18 protein-coding genes and 2 pseudogenes are annotated in these 24,694 nt (G+C 49.1%); 2 read left to right on the forward strand and 18 right to left on the reverse strand.

Features of this window, described 5'->3' with window-relative positions; translation table 11 throughout:
* On the forward strand, positions 1 to 2,587 hold a 2,587-nt coding region (locus AC14M5_RS21970), incomplete at its 5' end, for a tetratricopeptide repeat protein (RefSeq protein WP_484031863.1).
* 67 nt (positions 2,588 to 2,654) lie between these two features.
* Here AC14M5_RS21970 and AC14M5_RS21975 read toward each other — a convergent pair.
* The 18 genes and pseudogenes from AC14M5_RS21975 to AC14M5_RS22060 all read right to left on the reverse strand — a co-directional run bounded on the left by AC14M5_RS21975 (position 2,655) and on the right by AC14M5_RS22060 (position 21,077).
* On the reverse strand, positions 2,655 to 3,338 hold the full coding sequence (locus AC14M5_RS21975; RefSeq protein WP_484031883.1) for a TSCPD domain-containing protein: 684 nt from the start codon (positions 3,336 to 3,338) through the stop codon (positions 2,655 to 2,657).
* 18 nt (positions 3,339 to 3,356) lie between these two features.
* Positions 3,357 to 5,906 (reverse strand): annotated as a pseudogene (locus tag AC14M5_RS21980) (LAGLIDADG family homing endonuclease); the annotation flags it as partial.
* A 24-nt stretch (positions 5,907 to 5,930) separates the two neighbouring features.
* Positions 5,931 to 7,838, reverse strand: a pseudogene (locus AC14M5_RS21985) (ribonucleotide reductase N-terminal alpha domain-containing protein); the annotation flags it as partial.
* 132 nt (positions 7,839 to 7,970) lie between these two features.
* A complete protein-coding gene (gene nrdR, locus AC14M5_RS21990) occupies positions 7,971 to 8,420 on the reverse strand; it encodes a transcriptional regulator NrdR (RefSeq protein WP_484031864.1) in 450 nt (149 codons plus the stop codon).
* Positions 8,421 to 8,732: 312 nt separating this feature from the next.
* Positions 8,733 to 9,587, reverse strand: coding sequence for an alpha/beta fold hydrolase (locus AC14M5_RS21995; RefSeq protein WP_484031865.1), 855 nt, complete (start codon positions 9,585 to 9,587; stop codon positions 8,733 to 8,735).
* Positions 9,588 to 10,115: 528 nt separating this feature from the next.
* Positions 10,116 to 10,958: a hypothetical protein gene (locus AC14M5_RS22000; protein WP_484031866.1), complete on the reverse strand. Its 843-nt coding sequence runs from the start codon at positions 10,956 to 10,958 to the stop codon at positions 10,116 to 10,118.
* A 130-nt stretch (positions 10,959 to 11,088) separates the two neighbouring features.
* Positions 11,089 to 13,413: a choice-of-anchor Q domain-containing protein gene (locus AC14M5_RS22005; protein WP_484031867.1), complete on the reverse strand. Its 2,325-nt coding sequence runs from the start codon at positions 13,411 to 13,413 to the stop codon at positions 11,089 to 11,091.
* A complete protein-coding gene (locus tag AC14M5_RS22010; RefSeq protein ID WP_484031868.1) occupies positions 13,361 to 13,831 on the reverse strand; it encodes a hypothetical protein in 471 nt (156 codons plus the stop codon). Before AC14M5_RS22010 ends, AC14M5_RS22005 begins: the two co-directional genes overlap by 53 nt.
* Positions 13,832 to 14,535: 704 nt before the next feature.
* Positions 14,536 to 15,633 (reverse strand): DUF2652 domain-containing protein, encoded by a 1,098-nt coding sequence (locus AC14M5_RS22015; RefSeq protein WP_484031869.1) that lies wholly within the window; start codon positions 15,631 to 15,633, stop codon positions 14,536 to 14,538.
* A 28-nt stretch (positions 15,634 to 15,661) separates the two neighbouring features.
* Positions 15,662 to 16,567: a GNAT family N-acetyltransferase gene (locus tag AC14M5_RS22020; protein WP_484031870.1), complete on the reverse strand. Its 906-nt coding sequence runs from the start codon at positions 16,565 to 16,567 to the stop codon at positions 15,662 to 15,664.
* Positions 16,568 to 16,670: 103 nt separating this feature from the next.
* On the reverse strand, positions 16,671 to 17,150 hold the full coding sequence (locus AC14M5_RS22025; protein WP_484031871.1) for a hypothetical protein: 480 nt from the start codon (positions 17,148 to 17,150) through the stop codon (positions 16,671 to 16,673).
* Between the two features lie 133 nt (positions 17,151 to 17,283).
* Positions 17,284 to 17,778 (reverse strand): hypothetical protein, encoded by a 495-nt coding sequence (locus AC14M5_RS22030; RefSeq protein ID WP_484031872.1) that lies wholly within the window; start codon positions 17,776 to 17,778, stop codon positions 17,284 to 17,286.
* Between the two features lie 140 nt (positions 17,779 to 17,918).
* On the reverse strand, positions 17,919 to 18,227 hold the full coding sequence (locus AC14M5_RS22035; RefSeq protein ID WP_484031873.1) for a hypothetical protein: 309 nt from the start codon (positions 18,225 to 18,227) through the stop codon (positions 17,919 to 17,921).
* Positions 18,228 to 18,370: 143 nt separating this feature from the next.
* Positions 18,371 to 18,751: a hypothetical protein gene (locus AC14M5_RS22040; RefSeq protein ID WP_484031874.1), complete on the reverse strand. Its 381-nt coding sequence runs from the start codon at positions 18,749 to 18,751 to the stop codon at positions 18,371 to 18,373.
* A gap of 141 nt (positions 18,752 to 18,892) precedes the next feature.
* A complete protein-coding gene (locus tag AC14M5_RS22045; protein WP_484031875.1) occupies positions 18,893 to 19,327 on the reverse strand; it encodes an SRPBCC family protein in 435 nt (144 codons plus the stop codon).
* A gap of 47 nt (positions 19,328 to 19,374) precedes the next feature.
* Positions 19,375 to 19,800, reverse strand: coding sequence for a hypothetical protein (locus AC14M5_RS22050; RefSeq protein ID WP_484031876.1), 426 nt, complete (start codon positions 19,798 to 19,800; stop codon positions 19,375 to 19,377).
* Between the two features lie 46 nt (positions 19,801 to 19,846).
* Positions 19,847 to 20,158 carry a putative quinol monooxygenase gene (locus AC14M5_RS22055; RefSeq protein ID WP_484031877.1) on the reverse strand — a complete coding sequence of 104 codons (312 nt, stop codon included), beginning with the start codon at positions 20,156 to 20,158 and terminating at the stop codon, positions 19,847 to 19,849.
* A 19-nt stretch (positions 20,159 to 20,177) separates the two neighbouring features.
* Positions 20,178 to 21,077: a c-type cytochrome gene (locus AC14M5_RS22060; RefSeq protein ID WP_484031878.1), complete on the reverse strand. Its 900-nt coding sequence runs from the start codon at positions 21,075 to 21,077 to the stop codon at positions 20,178 to 20,180.
* Positions 21,078 to 21,231: 154 nt separating this feature from the next.
* Here AC14M5_RS22060 and AC14M5_RS22065 point away from each other — a divergent pair, with 154 nt between their 5' ends.
* A complete protein-coding gene (locus tag AC14M5_RS22065; protein WP_484031879.1) occupies positions 21,232 to 24,219 on the forward strand; it encodes an ATP-binding protein in 2,988 nt (995 codons plus the stop codon).
* Positions 24,220 to 24,694: the final 475 nt, after the last annotated feature.

Raw genomic sequence — 24,694 nt, forward strand, 5'->3', positions numbered from 1 at the left:
CACTATGTTGAATTACTTATCGAACATTCCACTAGGGGCAGCGATCAAAGGCTTGAGCGGGGATACAAATGGGGCAAAAATCGATTGTGACGCTATATTAAGAGAAGACCCGAATCATCTAAATGCACTGTATAACCGAATTATCATAGCGAGATTAGACAACGATACCGACTACATCTTAACTTTAACTCCAAAATTGCCTAAGGAGCTTTTTAAGCAAGATGTGCAAATTATCCATTTAGTAGTCAGTGCTTATATTGAAAAGAAAATGTATGAAGACGCACTTAAGTTAGTAGATAATTACGAGGGCACGTATAAGAACTTGGCAGATAATTATGAATGTCTTGTAATCAAAGCTTGGGTGCTTTTTATGATGGGGAAGAATCAACAAGCAATGGATTTGATTGCAAGCCTCGTTGACAAACCCACTAATCCAGTGCTTGCATTAGAGAATGCCGCGCTCTTTGAAAACTTAACAGGATCAATAAATCATGCCATTAATTACCTTCAAGAAGCATTCGAAAAAGCGGCAGAAGGTGAAAGGCAAGATATAGCTCTAAAACTTGCAAGCTTATACATCCAACAAGCTGATTTCCCAAATACTATTGATTGGCTCGACAAGGGAAATATTGACATTACTACCAATTTAAAAATGGTGAAGCAATTTATGCCAGCTTTTATGGCGAGTTTTCAATACGAAAAGGCATACAACTATTGTAGAGCATTTCGAGACAAAAATATTGATGATATGTTATTAATTGAGGTAGAGGCAAATATTGCAGAACTACTTGGGGATTTACAGCTCGCTTACGAACTCGACTCAAAGCTATGTATTTTAGATCCCGATCAACCAAAACATCAAATTAATAAAGCAAGAATACATATGAGGCGAGGAGACTTAGAGGGTGCAAAAACAACTCTTAAAGAAATAAATGTAACAAAAGTGCAACATGCCTTCCTTTTACTGCAGCTTGCTCAAATTCACATGCTAACAAACAATCCAAAACAGGCACTTGAAATTGCATATCTAGCACGTCAGCTCGGAATAAACGCCCAAGAGATACATCAAGGATATATTTCAGTGTTTTTATATGTTGAGGACGAAATCAAAGATTTAGAGCCAACAGAGGTTTCAGTACAAACTTCCGTGCTTTTATCCAACATTGATGAGGAAAGATGGGTAACTATTTCTACGGAAAAAAACACCAATGAGGAAGCTTGGGAAGTCTCTGAGAACAGTGAAATAGCTAAATTATTATTGGGACACAAAAAAGGGAAAACGGTAGAACCTAGTACAAATTTACATTGCGGAAATAGCTGGGTAATTAAAGAAATTCAGAGCATATATGTGAGAGCTCTTCAGCAAACCTTTTCTGAGTTCAATATGCGATTTCCAGAAAGCAACAGTTTTAGAAAAATCCGTATTGAAGGGGAAAACCTAATACCTTTTCTTACTACAGTTGCTGGCATGAGCACTAAGACTCAGCAAACACTTGAACACTACAAAACTGGCCAGTTTACCGTTGAACAATTGTCGGCAATGACCGGGCACAATCGTTTTGATACCTTTTTAGGATTAATGGCTACCGAAAACAATGGACCTTACGCAAGCCGCGGTACACACAATGACCAATTCAATCAACTAAGAACAGTAAGTGGTTCAAAAGAAATAACAGTCGACCTAACTGCCCTAATTACCAGCGACTATCTTGACATACTTAGGCTGTTACCAAAAAGATTTGCTAAAATTTATGTTCCACATCATTTAATAGATGAATTAAATGAAATTTTATATAAAAGAAGGTATGAATTAAAGAAGGGATATAAGACGATTGGATATAACGGGAACAATTTCTTTTTCGAAGAAATTCCACAAGAACAAATAGTCAATAGTATAAATAAAATTACAGAAATCAAAGAGTTTGTTGAAAAATACTGTACTATTACACCAATTTCACCATCCTACGCAAATCAGATGGCTCAGTTTGCGAAAGACGAGGGAAGAAATGGGCTTTCATCTATTTCAACCATAATAATTGCTCAACAAACGCGTACGGCCGTATACGCAGATGATTTTCAATTCAGGAATATTGCTAGCGGCTTTCTTGGTGTCTCAGGTTTTTGGTCCCAAGAATTATTAAAAGATTTAGTGTCAAGAAGATTCATTACCCAAACTGAGTACAATGAAGCATGTGCAAAGCTTTTGGTTTCAGGATACTTCTACACATCTGTAGATTTAACCCTAACATATCAGACTTTGGAAAAGCATAACTTTGAAACCAATAGATACACCTTAGCAGTTATTAATGCCCTCAAGGGTCCAAGCACAATAGAATCTAATGCAATTAATATTTCTGCGGATGCAATAGGCGAGCTCTGGACAAGACCTGCTCCGATAGAGTTTAAGATAAATATGCTAGATAATTTTCTTAGGGCAATCACAGCGGGGAGAAACACAGATATAGTTTTGATAAAGTTGAAAGCGAAGATTATGGCAAATTTTGGGCTGGAGGATTTTCAAAAAAACCAAATTGTCAAAAATATTAATCTTTGGGATGCGGTTACGAGAAAAACATTAAAAGGATAAAAAACCGTCAGCCTGCTTATCTGCTGACTGACGGTTTTCATACTGCTTAAGATATTATTTTCAAAACTTAGCACTCACTGAACCCACAAGCGTAGCATTTCCTACATCCTTCTTCATTGACCACCGCCGCTTCCCCACACTCGGGGCAGATGTCACCGATCTTCATAACGGGGGATGTCTCTTCGTGACTGTTGCCGCCGTTTCCGCTCGCGGGTTTCACTTCTTCGGTTACGACCCCATTTTTCTCATTCAAGTATTGGTCAAGCACCTGTCCGATGCCATCGGGCAGGGAGCGCACGCGGTTGGGGCCGAAGCCGAGCGAACGTCCGCCGCCGATGCCGATGAGCTGAACGATGATCTCGCGCATCCTATCGACTGGTGCGATCGGCGAAGCCATGCGCAAGATGTATGAGATCAACCGTCCGATGGCCTCGGAGACCGCGGCAATCTCAGAGCCAGCCTTGGCCGTGTTGACGAAGGCCTCGAAAGGCTGGGTCCCGCCGTTTTCGTTGATGGTGATGAAAGCCTTGCCAACGGGTGTTTCGATGCTGAACGTTTTACCGGTCAACGCTTTGGGGCGGGGCTTTTTGGTGTCGTGCCAAATATTTTCCGTAGGGGCAGAGCGGCGCTCCGCCCCTACCTCTACCACAACTTTTTTATCCGCAGTAGCTTTTGTTTCCAAAACCACTATATCGCGCGAGCCAGTCACATACACAGTGATGCCCTTGCATCCAAGTTCCCAGGCCATCATGTAGGCCTGCGCCACATCCTCTTCAGTGGCGTTCTCATGGAAGTTGACGGTCTTCGAAAGCGAGTTATCCACGAAGGCCTGCAGCGCGCCCTGCATCAGCACATGTTCCTCAGCCGTAATATCAGACGAGACCACAAAGGTATCGCGCACAGCCTGCGGAATTTCAGTGATGTTCTGGCAGGTGCCATCGTTCATCACCCGCTCCACAATTTCCTGCCGCTTCTCTTCGCCGAGCCCAAGTTTCTTCAAGGCCTCATCGAAGCGTGGGCTGGCATAGGTTAACTTTAGATCTTTTCCATTGTCATTGACGTGGCGGATATACGCGAGCGCGAAGACGGGTTCACAGCCATAGCCTTCACAACCTGCGACAGTTGCGATGGTGCCAGTCGGCGCGACAGTGGTCTGCGCGGCATTACGGATACCGTGACTCTTGATTCCGCTGGTAATCGCTTCCCACTTAACCTCGGGCCTGTTCCAGTTATTCTGATAGCTGGTCAACGCTTTGGGCGCCTGCCACTTCATATCGTCCATATCATAAATGGAACTTTCGATGGCGGGGAAAGGTCCGCGTTCATCGGCCAGCTCGACGCTGGTCTTCATGGCATGGTATCGGACGAATTCCATCACCTGTGCGCCGAACTCCTGCCCCTCCGGTGACCCATAGCGCACGCCTACGTGATACATCAAGTCCGCAAGGCCCATGATGCCCAACCCAATGCGGCGGGCCTTGTGCGCGGCTTCTGTGAGCTGCGGCACGGCAGGCACATAGGCATTGGCTTCCACCACATCATCCAGAAAGCGCGTGGAGGTCACCACACTCTGACGCAAAGATTCCCAATCCACGCTGCCATCGGGTCCGCAATGCTCATTGAGATTCACCGAACCGAGGCAGCAATTTTCGTAGGGTCCCAACCATTGTTCACCGCACTGGTGTGCCACTACGCCATTTGCGATGACGCTATGTGTCTGCATTTCAGTGAGATCATACACATCGGCATATCCTGCATCTGTGATTGATTCGACGATGGTTTCAAAAGTTTCAGCGTTTGAAATTCGGCTCTTATTATTGATAAATCCTTGCACTTTGTTTTGTTTTACAGAATCAAGGAAGCCGATCTCGCGAACAAATTTATCGCGATTCACTTTGTCGATCAACAATTCATAATCTGCCTGTGTGAAGTAATCCTTGACACCCCCCTTACCATCCGGCAGAGTGCGGTATCCGCTGCTACGGCGTTTGTGAATTCGAGCGGCAATTCCGAAATTAGATAACAAAATCTGTACATCCTGCAACAGTTCATGTGAGGCACTTGCCAGCCTGATTGAACAGGATTTCTTGAATATTGAGAGATTTACAGTACCGTCGGTAGTGAAAAGTCCTTGCAAAAATCCGACAACAGCTTCTCGCGGTGCACTCCAGATTGAAGACGGCACACGCTTATTGTGTGCGCGCGCATGCAAGACGCCCAGCGATTCAAAGAAGTGATAAGGTAGCCTACCGTACGTCAATTGGCGGACGGACTCGCGTTCATGCAAATGGCCTGCACCAAAGTAAGTTTCCATGGTGGAATGCACCAAATTGAGCAATTCGTTATCTTCTCGATTGAAGACCATTCCCACAGGTGAATTGCTTGATGGACTCAACCAGCCATCCCCGACCAATGTACCTACAACAACGCCCAACTCATGAGTCCATTGTTGGGGAATATTGGAATATTGTTCCGCAAAATCTCCTCGCGTAACTGTTCGACCAGATGCATGATCCCCACCGTGCGCCATGACTGCCAGTTTCTCGCGTATGAATTCAACGTTAGGTAGCTCGGCATTGCGGCTCCACACCCCTTCACCTGATTGCAGTAACAAAGTATCGCCGACTTTTAGATTCTTCAACTCCTCATATCCATGTTCTTTGGTGAGGAATTTATGGTCAAGAGTAGCAGTGACTGAGTAGCCGTGCTTTGTGGTTAATTTCCTGACACGGGCATGTTCACGTGTTTTCCATGCGGGTGAAGAAACACGATACGCAACTCCAAAATCATCATCACCAGAGCCAATGCCACCCTGAGGGGCACGAAGGTCGGTAGCCACCATAAAGTTCGCACCAGATTCTGCAAGCTCCTGAATAGTGAGCAGACCTAAATCAGTTGCAATTCGGGTCGAGCCAACAAAGCACGGGTTTGTCGCTTCCAACGGATACAAATGCGGCACGGGGTTGCTGCGATTGGCAGCATCCAGGAACAGCACGCCAGGTTCCCCATTATGATGTGCCTGCTTCACGATCTTATTGAACAGCTCGCGCGCATTCACTTTCTTATAAGTATGGATGGTGATACCGGCGGCCTCGGCTTGTTCGAGCGTGCCGCTGAATCCCTTTTGCTTCATCTCAACCAGGTCAGGGAATCGCAAAGCCCATTCCTTGTCATCTTTTACGGCTTGCATGAAGGCATCCGTAATGCCAACGCTGATGTTGAAATTGGTAATTTGATTTTCATTGATCTTGCAGGTGATGAAATCTTCCACGTCTGGATGGTCCACACGTAGCACCGCCATATTGGCTCCGCGGCGAGTGTTATGAGTCACCATGCCATAAGCAAGGTAGGTATGGTTGTCGGCAACTTCCAGATCCAGCGTAAGCGATCTGCCTGCTTCTTCCACACCACGAACCTCCACAAACCAATAGCCATCCGGAGATGGTGCGTTTTCAAATGCTTCAGGGTTTTCCTGTTTCAACAAGTCATAGCCGGAACGGGTCAAGTTGCGCTCATCGCGGATGTAGCGCAAAACCTGGCGGCGCAAACGCGGCTCAGTACTGCGGAAATTGATATTTCGACCGCGTCCTTTTTTGTCAATTTGCCCAACTGTGATCTCATCCAAAACAGGTTGAAGCCAATATTTCGGATTTGGCAATACATGAGAGTTTTCACGGCGCAAATCACTTTCCCAGGCATGCGCAGCCACAAAGCGCGAACGCTGGTCACAACTTATTTTTTCGCGCCATACTTGTAATCCTATGGTTGATGAGATTTTTACCTGATGGGTGTCAGAATCGCCCCAGCGATCCAGTCCCGCCGAAATGGTTCGAATACCCACAGGACAGCCTAGTCCGACCAGCAAAGTCGACACTTCGCGTGCTAGGCGGACAGATGCAGTCATCAATGTAGGATAACCGTGAGTCAATGTTCCATCTGCTTCAAACAATCCGCGCAAATATGCGCCTACAATGTTTTGCGGTGACTGACGGATCAAGCGCGGAACAGCTACATCGCGGCTGCCTTGTTTTTCCAGGCCATTCAACGCTAGGAATTCCTTGATCGCACGGTTGTCCATAACGAAGGTCACAGAACGGTCATTCGGCTTTTGCATTCTATGAACATTTACATTGAAGAGTCTCTCCAAGATGGCGGGCATTTCCTCCATGAGATAGGAAGAGTGCGCCACACTGACGCCCACACGATGGTCGCCCTCACCTTTTGCCATGAATCCATCGCCAGCCAAATAACCAAGGAAGAAGGCAAACTCTTCATCCAAGATCGATGGAAGTTCGGGCATCACCTGGTTTCCATGTTTCTGTGTTGGCTTCCTCAATGCCTGTAATTTACCGGTGTGCTCGCCCAATCGGACCACGATCCAATCGCCTTTGGCCAGATCCTGTATCTCGCGCCATTGTGGACCATTATCTGTCATTATTTTGACTTTATGGTTGGGTGTGCCTGTAATGCCCATACCTTCGCGGGTGTGCACGCGCAAGACTTCGGCAATTCCGTTGTTATATCCACGAGGAGAATTCTTCACGCCTTCATCCGTAGGCACGGAAAGTTGATGTTCCTGCCAGCCGGAGATTTCTGAATTCACGATCTCATCTAAACGTAATAGACCTTTATCCGTAAACACCAACGTATCGGGTAAAAGGCAACCACCTTGCGCAATCTCACCAAAAGCGTGGTCGTACACTTTCAAGAATCCAACGGGGCCTGTCGCTTGTCCCGCGGAGGTTTGTACCAATGCACCTTTTGGCCTTAATCTTGAGAATGAAAAACCGTTTCCGCCGCCTGTCTGCTGGATCAATGCGGCGTCACGTAAAGTCTGGAAGATGCCCGCGCTGTGGCGTCCCATGTCATCAGTAATGGGCAACACAAAGCAAGCCGCAAGCTGGCCTAAAGGAGTTCCGGCACCTGTAAAGGTGGGAGAGTTCGGGAAAAACTTTTTGCTGGAAAGGAGATGGTAATACTCTACCGTGCGCTGCTGAATATCCGCGCCCCATTGTTCTTCCACCTTCGCAACGTGATAGGCCACGCGCCAGAACATTTCTTCCACATTTTCGGCAGGCTTGGCATCGTCACCGCGGCGGACGTAACGCTTCATCAACACCTGGCGGGCGTTATCGGTCAGGGCAGCTTTCGGCAGTCCCTTTGGCATGGCCGGCGTAGGCAGCAAGCCATTTTTTACTTTGGTTTCAGCAGATTTGGCAACCATCTTATCTCTCCTATAAAGTTTTTTCATCTTAGTGTAAGGGCAACCCTTCAGGATTAACCGTCTGTCTCATTGGTTTATCCGGGGCGGGTCGCCCCTACGGATTGTTGGAAACAAAAAGGCAAAGACACTCCCCCCTTGGAGGGGTATCCTTGCCTTGAATTAGTCTTCGAGTAACTGGTCGATTTCAGTGCGGATGGATTGGAGATCGTCCAATCCCAAGTACACAATTGCATAACGGATGTAGGCGATCTGGTCCGTTTCTTTCAAGGTGGACATCACCAGATCACCGACCACGCGGGAAGACACTTCCGCCTTGCCGAGTTTTTGCAACTGAGTCTCAACCTGTCCGATCATGCGTTCAATATCCGCCGCGGAGACAGGGCGCTTGGCACACGATATGCGGATGCCTCTTCCCAATTTCTCACGGTCAAACTCCTCACGTGCTCCATCCTGCTTAATAATCAGCGGTGTAGCCAGGATGGGGCGCTCATAGCTGCTAAAGCGTTGCCTGCATTTCAAACACTCGCGGCGGCGACGGATGCCTCCGTGGCTGTCGTGTGAAGTATCCAGAACCTTGGAATCATGATGTTTACAGTACGGGCAACGCATTCGATGAAATGCTCCATTATTAGAACAAATGTCACAGCCATATATGGGCGTTACTGCGCTATATCCCCGTATATATGGTCAAAGTGTTTGGCATTTTAGCATCAACCAAACTCATTGACAAGGGGTGATTGGTATGCGTGAATCTTAAAATATTGATGGTATCCCCGCTTCATTCTTAACTGATAGTTGATTCTGTTTCGATTAACCTCGTCATTGCGAGGGCGACGCTCTTCGCCCGAAGCAATCTCCAACATTATGGTTGGATTGCTTCGTCGGGAAAAGCACCCTCCTCGCAATGACGAGGTGCTATCTTTACAAATCCTTCAAGAAATCCATTACGTATGGATTGAATGTCTCAGGATGGCATTGATGCGGCACGTGCCCGCAGACGGGCAAGGTGTGCATCCCTTTGAGGTTGGGGAGCGAGCTTGCCAATTGCGCGAAAGATGATGGAGCAAGGGTTTGATCACGTCCACCCCATAAGAGCAGAGTCGGCTGGTGAAGGTGGGGCAACTCAACGGTCAAGGAGGGAAGCGTGCGCGGGATGTTATATATTCCGGAGGCGGCGCGTTTATAGTCCAATGCAGTCTGGTAGCGGATGTGTTCAGGCAGGATGTGAGTCTCACGATGCCCGATATAATAATTTACGCTGGTCATATCCACAAAAAAACGGAAGAGCCGATACGGTGTAAGTTCGATCAGATTGGTGTTCAGCAGTTGATGATGGAAAATCTTCTGCATTACGGGCGGCAATTGTTTGATGTCGTAGAACGGATTGATTAACACAAGCGCGTGCACACGTTCGGGGTAACGAAGCGCATATAGCAGCGACAATCCCCCACCGAGGGAATGGCCGATCAAAATCATCGGCTCATTGCGCTCCAGCGAATCGATCCATTTTGAAAAATGGTCGAAGGTATTTTCAAGTGTGTAATCATGCCTGAGTTCAGGCTTTTCGCTTTCACCGTGCCCAAGCAAGTCGAGGGCATAGCCTGCATAACCCGCCGTGGCAAGCTCAGGGAGCAGATCGTCCCAATCGTGGAGCGAGGCCGCCAACCCATGCGTGAGGATCACGGGCGCACCCTCGGAACCGCCATGTTTTACGTAATTCACTTTTTGCTGGTTATTCAATACCCCGTTTTGATACATCATACTATTCATATTCATTCTTATTTCCATATTCAATTTATGCAGCCAATCGTGATTCCCTGAACCTCAGCGAAGGGTCTCTACGATAATCTCAGAGATTCTTCGCTGCCGCTCAGAATGACACTGCATAACGTCAGTTATTCATTCACCTGCAATTTGTTTTCCATATCTTTTTGCAAGTTCACGTCTTAGTACTTTCCCCAATGAAGGTTCGGGAAAGGGAACATTTCGTTTCATATTTAGCTGCTTGGAATAGAAAGTATAATGCAACATTTGAATATTTGGGAGTGTCCAAAAAGATGGGCTAAAATGGAGAGATGTAGAAATGTCCAAAATGCCAATCAACAACTCGTCAGAACAAAGCTGGTAAAACCGATGCGGGTTCGCATTGGATAAAGCCTAGATCAGGGTGGATGAAATACGCGCCGCGAAATCCTTGACAGCTGCCTCTTCCAAGTTCACAACGCATAGTCTGTGAAAATGTAGGGAGCGTCATGGTATGCACTCACCGCCGGGCTGAGGTTTGGACGGCCCAAGTGGAAATGGTCATGGGGTACAGGCTTCGCCGGGAACTGCTTGGGGCGGACAGGGGAATACACAACGAGTTTGATTGCTCAGGGGGCTGGTCACCGTACATCCCTGCGGTCTTGTCTCCTCCTCGTTGCCCTGGCCGGATGAGACAGGGGCAGTCGGTGCCAAAACGACAGGCAGCGGGTTTACGTCGAACGATACATCGAACGCAATGATGGAAGCCCAGCAAAATCCTTCCCCATGGAGGTTGACCAGGTTTAACCATGTGCCATCCTCATTGCGTCCAACGATCTCCAGCGTATCCCCCTTGAGGACGTAGCCGTTTTCGTTGTAAGCCGTTCCCGGCCCAGCCCGGCAGTTGGCATTCATCACAGCCATTACCTGCCAGGGTGGGCTGGAAGCTACCTCGAGTACTGCGGGCGTCTCGATAGCCTCTTGAACAGCGACATACTTACCCACATGCACTTGTACTTCAGCCCAGGGGCTTGAGAGAAGAGCCGCATTCGTGGCTCGCACCCTGATGGTGTAATCGCCCGGCAAATCCGGAATCCAAGTGGCTTCACCGTAGAACATGGTTCCATCATTGGCGCCGCCCGCGCCTGTCGACTGGGGGCCCACATACCACGCTTCTCCATCAGATGTTTTAACCTCGAACTGCTGGATACCTGTGAAGCTGGCTCCTTGGAATCTGATCAGGTAAGCCTGGCTCACGGGTAAGACCTCATCGTCCTGAGGTGCGAGAATCCAAACTTGACTGGGTGGTGGAGGGGTAAACCCAGGGGTGGGAGGTCCTCCACCACAGTTCACCCCGCCGAGGGAAAGTACTACAAGTAAAATCCAGGCTTTAGTTCGAATCATGATAATTCTCCTTTCATCATAATTCTCCTTGGCACCAATTTTTTCAGCAGCGTGGATCTTGCATCACACGATGCGGATGTTTTATAAGTGCCATATTTCCAATGCCAACTGCCTGATATCTCATCAATCTTTATGGTGTACAGGCGTCTCCAGGCCGGGCATTGGGCGGACAGGGAACAGTGCACACGAGTTGCTTGTTCTGATCATATACCAAACAACCCTGCGGCACCGCGGCCGGCGGCTCCTCCGACAATGGAACCTCTGGCATAGGTGGCGCTTCGCCAAGGGACACGGTGCTGACATCACCGCTCACCTCCACTGTGACATATGATACCCAGCACAACGACCCAAAGGTGGGGCCATCGATCTGCCACCAGGTGTTCTCCTCATTGCGCCCCACGATCCGGGCGGTCTGCCCTTCAAAGAGCGTATCGCGGATGTCGTAGGCTGTGCTTGGGCCATAGCGACAGTTCGCATTCTTGATGGCAGTCACGCGTGCCTGTTCCGGAGTCGGGATGGTCACTTGCATGGTTGGAATTATTGCGGTGATCTCTTGAGTGAATTCATAAGCACCCAGATCGCACCAGACGCCAAAGGGCCTCGACTGACCGCGTTGGTCTATGGGTACAGCCACACCTCCGACGGTGGTGCAATCCGGCGCGGCGTCGATGGCCGGGCTAGCCGCTTTGAGAGCATGAGTGTGTGTCGGCCCGCCGTTATCAGCCAGGGCGTTCAACAACGGATCTTTCTTCAAAGCGAAGCCTGGGCAGCTGTCATCGGTGTCAAGATTTTCACTGACCGCCAAAAAATCACCCCCGGCGGTGAAACAATCGGCGCCTGCAAGGTTGAGCGTGACGATGGAATTCTTGATTCTCACCAGCCCACCGCTAGCAGCAATACCGCCGCCTTTCGGCGCGCTGTTATAAGCAACCGTGATGTGACTGGCTTCCATACCTCCACCTGAGCTAGGGTCACCGATTATGGGCCCCATATTAAAGATGCCACCGCCAGTCTCGGAAGCGTTATTGCCCGAGAATGTGTTATTGACAAGCGTGGCATTCCCACCCACCGAGGCCAAGCCACCACCGCGCGCAGATGAGTTGCCCACGAAGGTACTGCCGGTAACTTTGGCGTCGCCGTAGGTATTGAGGCCGCCACCATCTAAACCGGCAGTGTTGCTTTTAAAAGTGCTGTTTTGAACGGTGATCTTTCCCAGGTCGTGGATGCCGCCGCCGAGGGAAAGGGATTCGTTACCTGATATCAAACTTCCATTAACAGTCAAGATGCCACCGTTGAAAATACCACCGCCATCTGCACTGGCATTATTATCCTGAATTGTGCTCCTGTTGATAATCATCGTAGTATTAGCCCTGATGATGTAATGAGGCAGCGTAGCCTCTGCATTGTGGATAGCACCTCCATTCTCTGCCGTATTGTTTCGAAAGGTACCGTTTAGAATGGTCATCAATTCACCAGAGAAGTGAATACCGCCACCATCCAATCCAGCGGTATTGCCATCAAAAGTGGTACTTCTGATTCCTGCCGTTTCCATTGAGTCGTTTTGATAGCCGAGGGCACCACCGTACTCACCGGCCTGGTTTTGCAGAAATGTAGAAGTTCCGATCCTAAGCGGGGTGCGCCAGATGAAGATTCCTCCGCCACTCCAATCTGCTGTGTTGCCCTCAAACGTGGATCCAGTGATGGTGGTCGGCAACCGATCAGAACCACCATCCTTGAAGATGCCCCCGCCTCGTCGAGCGGAGCGGTTGAATGAAATCACGCTGTCGTTGACGATCAATTCGGCGCCATATGACACGTTGATGCCGCCGCCTTCGGTGGCGGCTATATTATTACTAATGGCACTGTGTTCAATCGATAGCAACCCTTCGCCATACACAAAAATGCCACCCCCGAGTGGGGCAGAGTTGTCATCGATGGTGGAATCGTTAACATAAGTATTGGTATTTCCAAACACAAAAATCGCCCCACCATGATAACCGGCTTTATTCTGCTGCAAAATAGAGCGATTGACTTCCAGGAGGCCTCCATCGTTGTAAATGGCACCGCCAGAAGCCGGAAACGCGCTGCTCGCGTCATAGGCGTATCCGTTCGTGATTGTCAGGTCGTTCAAGATCAGATTGCCGGAATCGGTGATATAGAAAATGCGGAAATCCGGTGCGTCATCAGCTCTGCGAATGGTGGCATTGTTGCCATTGATTGTGATTGGGGTGGTTATTGGCGGTAAGCCCACATCGCCATATACGAAGGTGGTACCCTCAAATGTAGATGTTATCGTTGTATCCACCTCCGTGAGCACGTAGATGCAGCCGGAATCCAACTCAAGAATGTCAAGTGCGGCATTGGCGTTGGCACTACTAATGGCGGCAATCAGGTCGGCTACATTACAGGCTACCGTGGTGGTACCGCTGGGCGTACAGGATTGAGTTAGGAGCAAGACAATCACCAACAAAAAACTTATCTTGCGTATCATGATTTTCATAATCTTCCCTTTCTGTCAATCGCGTGTAAAAGACCAAGTAATTCGCCACTCCGGTCGGAATCCATGCCTGTCTCACATCAAAGGGTTGACCGGATCCTGGATCAGGATTCGTCTGCGAGGCAACCATCTGACCGTTAACCCAGAGTTGAGTCTCAACGATCCCATCTGGGTCATTTGCCTGACCAAACACAACAACCGAATGATCGGCTGTGACAGGGTTTTGTACATGAGTTTCAGAAATGGATACGATGGGTATCGTCGGCATTGCTCTGGCAGTTGTGTAATCCAGGTAGAAAAATGTGAACAAGCCAGAGGCATACATAAAACCAATCCCCCAAAGTGCATACAACCAGCGGCCCATTTTATTTTGCATAAGGACCTCATATCACAAAAACATTCCCTAAAAAGGGAGGTGAAGATGCTATGCAACTCTAATAAAATCAGCTTGATGGTTAAACCAATAACTTTGATTCTATTGTCACATTAATAATTAAAAATTTCACTAGCCCAATAGTCCCTGTATTAATTCACATATTTTTTATAACTACACAGCTACTCGTGAGACAAAACTTGGCAAGCAGGGATTGCCAATCCATCTTTAAAAAAGCCAACTCCCTTGCTTTTTCGGCAGGGGAGTTGAGAATTAAAAAGACGTTTTTGGGGCCGATATTTGTTATTTATATGCCGCCCATGCGCCACCTACGTTCTTTTACGAAACTATACCCGTATACCAGATATATACCTCCTGCCTGATGACATCACGACTCACAAGGCGTGGCTTCCAGCAGTTCCTTCACCTTGCGCAGATCGCCTGCATGTTGTCCCTTGACCGTTCCGGCAAGGAGCGACATAACCAGCTTGAAGAAGCCGCGTAGCTTTGTCTCGTATCTAATGGTGAAACGTGTGCCGCCTTCGACGGCTCAAATAACCTTTGAAATGTCAGCGGGAGAGGTCCCGACACGGCTTTCCATGCCGCGACCTGGTTTGTCCTAGAGTTCGACGATCACTTTGATTGCCACTTCATTTTCTACTTCTTGAAAGATGATCGACAGGCTCCTTGAACTTATAGCGTCATGCTCATTCGCCTGTGGTTTTGATGAATTCTTCGTTGGCCAGCTGAACAGCGCGTGCCATGGCTTTATCGTAGTGATACTGGGTGATGATCACATATTTCACCATAGGGCTGCGGATGAATCGCGGAATTGGCATGTGCACCTTGTGCGCATCACGGATGCGTGTGCCGCCATTCGACAAGGCTTCAAAACGCACCGTTTCTGTATAAGTATGTTTACCGTTTTTGAATGAATGGGCTGTGTAATATTCAAATGGATGCCAGTCCACCATCACTTCCATAATGACGGATTTGCCGTGCGCGCAGTGATTGCTTGAGCCGACGCCTGGTCGCCCCTGGGGTCGGTCGCCTGCGGACCAGATCACGTGACCGCCACTCCAGATGTTGCGTTTCTCCGGGTTGTGGAACCATTCCCAGGTCACAGAAAGAGGCGTGGGGAAATCTATTTTAAAGATAAAGTCCGCATCCTGTTCCTCCAGCATAATGCAGCGGGCTTCGCAAATTTCCTTATAGCGCTTGTGCAAATCCATATTGAAGGTCTTGATCTCGCCAAGACTTTCATACGCTTCCATCTGGATATGGGCATCGGCAAGATTCAACCCGTTGTGGTTCACGCATTGTTCGGTGAACATCATATACGCTCGCCAGCCGGTCGCTTCGGTGACGTGGTTCTTGGTGAGGCGATGAACCAAGTTCACATCTGAGCCGACGAGTTCCTTGATGTCCGCGATCTTTTGTTGGATATAGTCGCCGCAATGGATGAAGAATTTCAGATCAAGTGAAGGAATAGTGCGGCAGGCATTGCAGGTGCAGGTGGTGGCGCGCTTCATGGAAAGCTGTTTGTCGCGAAAGGCCGCGTACATGGATTCGATAAAATCAATCAACGTTTCGCTGCATACAAACACTTCTTCAGGCGTGTATGCAAACACAGCGTCGCCCTCCAGTTTGGAGATAGTCATGGTGAGTTGGAAGCGGCTTACCATTAACTCAAGCAGTTCAGAAAGGATCTCCTGTGAATGTTCGAGTTCTGTTTTGGCAACGAACGATGTATAGCCAGAGATGTCTGCAATGACTAGATAACCGTGTTGGGTAGGTTTTGACATTTTCAGATACCTTTGGTATGGAAGGCTATCATTGAACCTCATTCATGCCAGAATCATTTTCCCAGAGATACAGACTCAATTTGCCAAAGTCTTCAAATCCCAGGCGACAGTATGCGTTGTAGCCCTGTTTGGATGCTTGTAGAATTCCAATTCGATAGCCCAACTGGCGCGCCTCGAGCAGTGGAGCCAATGTGATGGCCGAGCCAATCCCCAGGCCGCGCGCCTCTGGTATGCATGTAACGTTATAGATTCCTGCCACGCCGTCAGAGAGGAATAACTGTGATGTGCCGACGGGCTTTCCGTCCAATAGGGCGAGATAGGTTTGAAATCGCGCATCAAAAATCGCATCCATGAAAAAATCGCACCAAACCTTCTCGAACCTCTCATTGATTCTGAAACCAACACTTGCAGCGTGGATCCATTGTTTCAAAGTACCCTCATCGTCAATGGGCACAATCCTCAAGTCAGGATGTGTCGGCAAGTCATCTGGCAATACCGAGAGGTCAACTGCCATTTCAGTCGCGAATGAATCTCTGAATTTCAACCCATGAGCAAGCAGAACTCCATTAATCTCTGCAAACGGTATACATTCATGAACCAACCAGGAGAGTTTCCTGATGTTCATCGATCTGAAATGAACCAGTGTGCTTTCAACCAGGTCGTTGACGCCCTCGGGCGGTAATTGGTTGCAAACCACCAGGTTCATGAAATGGTCCGGCAGGTCCGTCACCAGCCAGGTCAGGTAGCGGCCAATGGACAGTTCCACGTTCGGTGATTGCGCCAGGCAATAATGATACGCCTCCCAGTTTGCCTGGATGGCGGATTTCACCGATTTCCTTCCAGAGAGTTCGGTCAGGATATTTTTCGTGTTAAAAGTTGATAAAGATAGCTCTGGAGCAAAGCCAGCCAACATTTGAAGCGAAGAACTGTTCATAGCCTAAGACCACCTTTCCTTGACTCAAAGAGGTACATTTTTGCCATCTGATCGCCATCGAAGACAATCAGGCGGGTGCAGATGCGGTTGATGAACAATGTTCTTAAAACGGTTTGAACCTCATCAGCCAGAGGAGGATGGCCAGCCCAACGATACCTACAACCGACACGATCAGCGCATTCGGCGCGTTACGCGCCTCATCAAATTCTTTTTGCGCGGCGGGTAAGTCCACATTTGTTTTTCTGGCTTCAATCAGGTGCTGGGCAGCGTTAAAGATCATGCCGTAATAACCCGCCCCATATTGATACATGACCCAGGAAACTATCAGGAAGACAAGCACTGAAAGCCAGATCCACCATTGTCGCCACCATACAGTCATAAATGCAGGAGCAAAGCCGAAGAGCCCCATTGCCATGGTGAGATACCTGACATACTTGATGTCGGGAACATTATTGAAGAATGTCAGGCTTCGTTCAGGGTCAGGCTCGTCGCGGAATTTCAGCATCGCGGCGGCATGGGCTCCGTGTGTGAGCATGAATAGAAAGGCGAAAAAGATGTGCAGAAGTACCAGCCAGTTATACATGTAAGACTCCTTAACCACTAAAACTGTGATATGTCATTTCGAGCAGACGTTGCGATGTGATCTTTATAGTGTCTGCGACGGACTTAAACTGGATACTTCCCTTGTCCTGCGCTCATATAAGTGATTTTCTTGTTCACCGCATATTCCGTTGCACAAGGATTCCCAACGGCAACCCGATGAGCAGATTGTGTTGTAGGACGAGTTCGATGAGCAGCCACAATGGTGGAGCTGGCAGCGTGGGCGCAGCGCTGAGTGGCAGGACAATAAAATTCATCACGATGAAAACGCCAAAACCATATAGGATCGAGCCTACAATGACATTGCGACGCAGGAGCGGAATTCGGTCAACGCTGAAAATAAAAACGCCAGCCATGATGGTGATCATCATGAAATCAAGGACCAGCCCAAACAAGGCAGTGGCAAGCCCGCCTGCAAAGGCGGACTTGCCCATTATGCCGCTGGCTGCATATTGCAATGCGCTAATCATTGGAGTCTTAAGAATCAGCCCAAAAACGATTCCTTGTTGGACCACAAGATGGAGAAAACCAGAGATGAGTCCGCCGATTAAACTTAAGCGGAGGAGTGAATTGCTGGATGTAGTGGGAGACGTGCTGGCAATGGTAGACATAATTAAGGTTCCTTATTCCTCTAATACGAATGATTTGCGATATATCACTTCGTGGTACAAGACTGCGCTAGTTGCGAGATGATTTTTCTGGAAGCAGGACGCGAAGCGGCTCGAAGTCAGGAAAATGAGGCGGAAACCGACTATGCTGCAAACAACAGGTATGCAGCATACAGAACGACGGTGGCATCCAGCAGCCAGATGATCTTATCCAGAGTCTTGTCGCGGACGGGCTTGTTGAATGTGATGCTCAAGCCAAGGATGCCAATGAACGCCAAAAGCAATACTGCCCAGAGCGCATACGGCAGGGAGAGGTAGACCGTGATCGCCAGAGCGGCATACACGATTGCGAAGATAAGGAACGGTTGGTTATTGTCCTTTATTCCGAAACGGGCAACTACGATGCCATGCACGATGGCATTCATTACAAGAAGGGTTAGAAGTAGTGACATTATGAAATCTCCTATTTAAAAAGATTGTGACGTTTAAAGATTTGCGTTATCCACTTGAGGTTGGATGAGATTACGCCATGCTTATATGAGCGGACTCGCCATTCCAACAAATGTAGAATGATGAGTCCGCTCATATCAATGAATTACCTTGCGTTTGTTGACATACTGGCTTTGCCTGCCATGAAGAAGCCAACTGCAAGCAAGGCTTGGATCAAGGCCGGGCCCCAGGAAATATTATGGGAGGGCATGTCAACGAGAAAGATGCCGTAAATACTGACGCCCATCCATAGGACAAACATCAAGGTGTAACCCAGGACGACCGAGTCGCGCGTTTTTGACGGACCGTCATTCCGAACCAACCACGCCATCACTCCAAGCGCCAGCATGATCACACCAGTTATTTTGCTTTCGAAAGCTGCTACGGCGTCAGTGGTTCCGAGCGCAGCAGGCGGAATAAACAACGACAGGATGCCAAACAAGATCAGCAAAATCGCCGCGATGGTGAACATAACATTGAGTTTCATTTTATTTTCTCCTTTGGTGAATGGTCTCGCATTTCAGCGAGATGAATGATCGGTGGGCGTGAGCTTGAAGACTCCATAACGTATCTTGTCACGTCTGGCAACCGAATAAGTACTCCTATTGGAGCGGCAGAATGGCGCTCGCTACTTCGCTTCCAGCAGTTTCTTTAGCGCGTTGCCATCGGTTTCGATTTGCTTTTGCAGCTGCTTGATAGCCAGCCCCTCGGCGATGCTGAAAAAGCCGCCTACCTCGCCTCCGAAAGTTTGAGTCACCTGCGTGCCGCCATCATTTGACTCAAGTTTAGTAATAGCCTCGAATTTCATCGGGCCACTGGCTCCCTTAATTCCCCACACTTGAGGCGGGTCCCATTGCGTGATCTCGAGATCCATCTTCATTTCACGCCCCATCATTTCGCCCACAGAATTGAATTTCGACCCTACGCTGACCGAACCCTCCGAAGTCCATTTGGCAGACTTGGTGCCGTTTTGCCATTGGGCAAAGTTGGCTGGATTGGTCATAAAGTCAAAGACCTCCTGCAAGGGACGATTAATGAATGTGGTAACTGTAAATGAAGCCATGTTAATTTCTCCTTTTCTAATATGGGATGCGACTCAAAGCGAGCGCATCAGTTGACTGCCGCCTTGAAGGCTGCGGCAGATTTCTCCGTGGATGGTTTGAACAGTAAATACGCTGAGAGAATTAGCGAGGGGAATACAGTCAACGCCAGTGCGATGACTACCCAAACAAAGAAAGGTCCGCTGGAGGCGAGGATTTCTCCGGGGGTTGCCTCTCCTGCCATCCCCGTCAGATGCCCGAGGGGAATGAGCGAATTAAGCAACGCCATGATCAAACTGATAATGTAACCGGACTTTCGTTCAGTCAACACCAGGATCGCATACAACCAGAGGACAAGCATGAGAACCGCAATAAGGACAGCCATTCCTCCCTGGTCCATTCCTCTAACTTTGCGGATGACATCGTCCGTGTAGTGAAGCGTAGTGAAAAAGATCGCCAATAGGGACATGCGAACGTAGATTGAATTTAGTGACATATTGATTCTCCTTTGTAATAACGATTTGAAATCTTTCGTGAATGGATCAAGACAATTGCCTGATGACTGTTGCCCTGAATGGTGCAGCCAACAGTTCTTCGAGAGGAGCATAGGCGCCGTCGGTCATGGCTTGTTGCATGGCTGTGGCCCGCACCTCGGCGGATGCCCAATCTGCGATCTCAACAAGAATGTCGGGGTTATCGATCACTTCATATTGCAGGCTGCCGAGGAAACCAGGTTGAACCGACCCATATTTCGCCACCACGCTCGCGAGTAGATTTCTGAGCTCAGTCCGCCTGCCCGGTTTGGTGTGGAGTTCAACGATCACTTTGATTGAGTTTTCATTTTCCGTTGACATGCTGTACTCCTGAAATTGATTATTCTGTGTATTGAGGCAGCTTCGGCAGCGACTGCAAATACATCCAAATCGCCTTCAACTCATCATCGGTCATGTTTCCAAAATCCTTCCAGGGCATGTTTTCAGATAACTGATGTCCAGAGGGAGTCGCACCTGTCCTGAGCGTATTGATAAAATCGGCTTCAGTCCATGCAATAAGTTCGCCGCCGTTTGTGAGATTGGGTGTGATGATGTTTTGAGTGGGGTCCGGGAATTTATTTCCATTCATGGTTTGTCCATGACAAATACGACAGTCATGCGTATCGACAAGATAAGAACCATACTCGGCGGTGACGCCCGGCGCTGGGGCAGTCACATGGGTTTCATGACTCACCACTTCGGCAGGAAAGGGCGGAAGCATGCCGGCTGCAAGCAGGATCTTTGCCAGCGGCGTAAATTGCTTTCCATATGTAATCTGATCGACAGGCGGCACAGATTTGACATAGGCGATGACAGCCGCCAGGTCCTCATCGCTTAGATAAGCAGTGGATACAACCGCAGTCATAAACGTAGGTTTCCCTTGCGAGTCGATGCCATGACGGATGGCGCCAACAAAATCTTCATCTGTGTAAGTTTGCCCTACGCCTCCCTCACCAGAAGTAAGGTTGGCACTATCGATCGTCCCCAGTGCCCCGTCTTCGAACCAGTTATTGATTCCACTTAAGTCAGTACCATGACATCCTTCACACAAAGTTTCGGCGATATGCTGACCGCGAGCAATACCTGCCGCATCTGTGGGAATGGTGAGATTGGAAGGTGGAAAATCATATGTCTTATTGAGGCGGGCGTTGCCCATCAAAAATAAGGTCAGAGCTGCAATAAGGATCAGTCCGACCAACGCACCTAGCACGATCCCGATCCATTTGAAAATTTTCTTCATTTAGAAATACTCCTTCGGCGAATATTTGGCATCCCGCATAAGGATGTCATTAAGGCGCATGGGATAAGAATCATCTACTCATCACTTTCGTTTGCCATGCTATACTTTCGTATCTTAGCGAAACGCCATTAATTCATCATTATTTGGATACATATTGTCTAAATTGAAATTTTCTTTATTGGGTAGCTTGCAGATCGAACATCGCCAATTAGGTTTCATTACGCTCGCCAATCGCAAAGCGATCGGACTGCTGTCTTATCTTCTGATCGAATCGGGTCACGCACACAACCGTGAATTTTTGCTGGGTCTGCTGTGGCCCAACCTTCCCACCGCTTCAGCACAAAACAATCTGCGCGTCACCTGGGCGCTTCTTCAGAAAGCGCTGGGAACGAGCGCTTCTGATGAGCAGCCATACCTGATCGGTGACCGGCTCACGTTGCGCTTCAATCCCCTCAGTGACCACGAACTGGATGCGGCACGCTTCAACTCCTTGACCGAGGCCTGCCGCCTACACTCTCATCCTGATCCACACTCTTGCGTTGAGTGTGCCGCACGGTTGACGCAGGCGCTCGAACTGGTGCGCGGCGAATTTATGGAAGGATTCTCGCTCGGCGATTGCGATAAATTTGAGGATTGGCTCCTTATTCAACGGGAAGGATTCCGCGTGCAGGTAACGTCCGCGCTGGAACAGCTTGCCGAGTTTCACGAACATGCTGGTCAACTGGTTGAAGCTGAATGCGCCATTCGCCGTTTGCTTGAATATGACCCCTTGCGTGAATCCGCTTACCGTCAATTGATGAGTGTGCTGGCGCGCGCGGATCGACGCAGCGCCGCACTGGATGTTTACGAAACTTGCCGCCGCGTGCTGGGGACCGAACTTGGCCTCGCTCCGGCCGTTGAAACCGTGACGCTTGCCGAACAGATCCGTGCCCGAGCGCCGTTCGAGGCGTATTCGATGCAGGCCGCTCTGCCGCCCGTTCTTACCCGCTTTTTTGGGCGTCAGCAAGAATCCGCGCGTCTGGTTGATTTTCTGTCGCGCCGCACGGTCAAGCTGGTGACCTTGGCAGGACCGGGCGGAGTTGGCAAGACCCGCCTCGCGATCGAAGTTGCCCATCGCATGGCAGGCGTTTTCGCCCATGACATCTGCTTCGTTGAATTAACTGGGGTCACTGATGAAAAGTCTGTGGATGACGCGGTCGCGGCGGCGCTGCATTTGCCGACCGGTAACGGGCGATCATCCACAGGTGCAATATTGGATTATCTGCACGGCAAAACCATGCTCCTGGTGCTGGATAATTGTGAACACCAGGTCAAAGCATGTGCACGGCTCGTCCAAATGCTCTGCCGCGATGCTGAAGGGCTGACCGTACTTGCAACGAGCCGTATCCCGCTTCACATTGACGAGGAGCATGTAGTCCGGCTGGAACCATTTGCAACCCCCGCAGTCAATGACACAGGACAACTCACGGTTGTGGATGCGCTGAGATTTGACTCGGTTCAACTGTTCACAGACCGAGCCGCACAATCGCTGTTGCAATTCAAGGTAAACGATGCGAATGTATCGGCGGTTGTACGTATCTGCCAACAGCTGGACGGTATCCCATTGGCGATCGAGATCGCCGCTGCACAGGCTCGTGCTCTGCCTATCGAGGCAATTGCCGAACGGCTGGATCAACGCTTTGCCTGGCTGAATAAGCGGGCTGGCGAAACCACATCACGACAACGCACTTTACACACATTGATCGACTGGTCTTATGGACTCTTGAATCCCCAGGCGCGTTCGTTATTGCTCAGGTTATCGGTCTTTGCTGGAGGGTGGACATTGGAAGCCGCCGAGGCAGTCAGTTCGCCTGATGAACCATGTGCCGATTTACTTGCCGAACTGGTCGACCACTCACTGGTTGTTTTTGGGGCTGATATCGAGCATCGCCGCTACAGTATGCATGAGATCATTCGTCAGTTTGCCCAGGAGTATTTGCATGGCAGCGATCAAGAGCCCGATGCCCTGGAACGTCATGCCCGATATTATGCGCAGCTTGTCTCCCAGGCAGCAGAAAACCAAACGGGGCAACCATTCCCTGAGCGACTGCAAACCGTGGTAAATGATCACGATAACCTTCGACAAGCGTACGAATGGTTGCTCGCTCACGATCGCGAGCAGGCACTTGCTCTGGTCGCACGATTGGGCACACAGCTGAATTTCTGGGAACTGGGCGGATTTTTCCAGGAAGGTCGTCGTTGGCTACAACACGCGTTGGAAGACACTCAGGGTTCGGTTTCGATCGAACGGGCACGAGCCTTGCTGGCAGCGGCTGAATTATCCTCAGCGATCACCGATTTCGACCTGGGGTTACAGTGTGTTCAGCAAGCACAGCAGTTGTTTCAGCAACTCGGCAATCAGCGAGGGGAGATTGACGCCCGCTTGAGATATTTGCATCTTGCCGTGCTCGCTGGCATCAACACGAATAAACAGGTGCAAGTTGAAGAAGCGCTTCGGATGGCCGAGCAGATCTCCTATAAGGCTGGCATAGCGAGAGCCAAGTGGATGCTGGGAACAATTGCTTATGATGTCGACATGCCTGAGGCAGCACTTCAATATATTTTCCCAAGTGTTGCACTGTGGCGCGAACTGGGGAGCCCATTTGAACTCGCAGCTGCCCTTACTAATCTTGGTGTAACCTTGTTGGAAATCGGTGAATACGTGGCGGCGAGACAGGCGTTCGAGGAATGCCGTGACATTGAGCAATCACTGGGCTACCAGCGCGGTGTCGCTACCGACATACATAACCTGGGGGAAACCGCTTATAAGATGGGGGAGTATGCAACTGCCAGGGAACACCTCTCCGAAGCCCTTCGCATTCGCCAACATTTGGGCCTGCCACGAGGCTATCCTTACTCTTTTGAACTTATCGCCCAGGTCAACGAAAAGGAAGGGCGTTACGAACAAGCGGTTCAACTCCTAGCGGCAGCCGAGACCTTGCGGATCCGCATAGGCGCGCCGCTCGAACAAGTCGCACAGAAGCATGTCACGGCTGTATTAGCCAGCGCACGCGCTCATCTTGGGGATGTGGCATATGAACTGGCATGGTCGAAAGGCGCGACGTTGACCACCGAACAAGCGATCACACTTGCATTGAGTTGAGTGAGCTTATGGCTTGGTTTAAAAGCTGACAGGTGTTCCTGCTGAAAAGCAAATTGTGGACATGGTTTTGGAGGAGGCAAGAATTGATGAAAACCGTGAGATACATATAAAGTTTCGGACAAACTTTATTGCCGGTGCCAGGTGATCCCATCTATGTAAGCCAGTTCGGAAAATAACAACAAGGCGACTTGAAAGTAAGTCGCCTTGTTGTGTTTAAAAACGAACTCCCCAGCTTGAAAAGCAGGGGAGTGGGGCATGATCGTTTATGAGAAACCATCCAATACCCGTAAACAAGTATTCCGCAATATAGAGAAATTTATCCTTGTTTTTGAAGTTTCATTCCATATCTGGGAGTTATGCTGTGGTATGTAGTGAAGTAGGGCGAAACTTATATTCGTATACATGATATATGCCGCGCTGGGCTAATTTTATTGAAGTTGTAGGCGAGAGTTGAAACTATTTGCGATATATGGAT

The sequence above is a fragment of the Candidatus Villigracilis sp. genome (assembly GCF_057083605.1).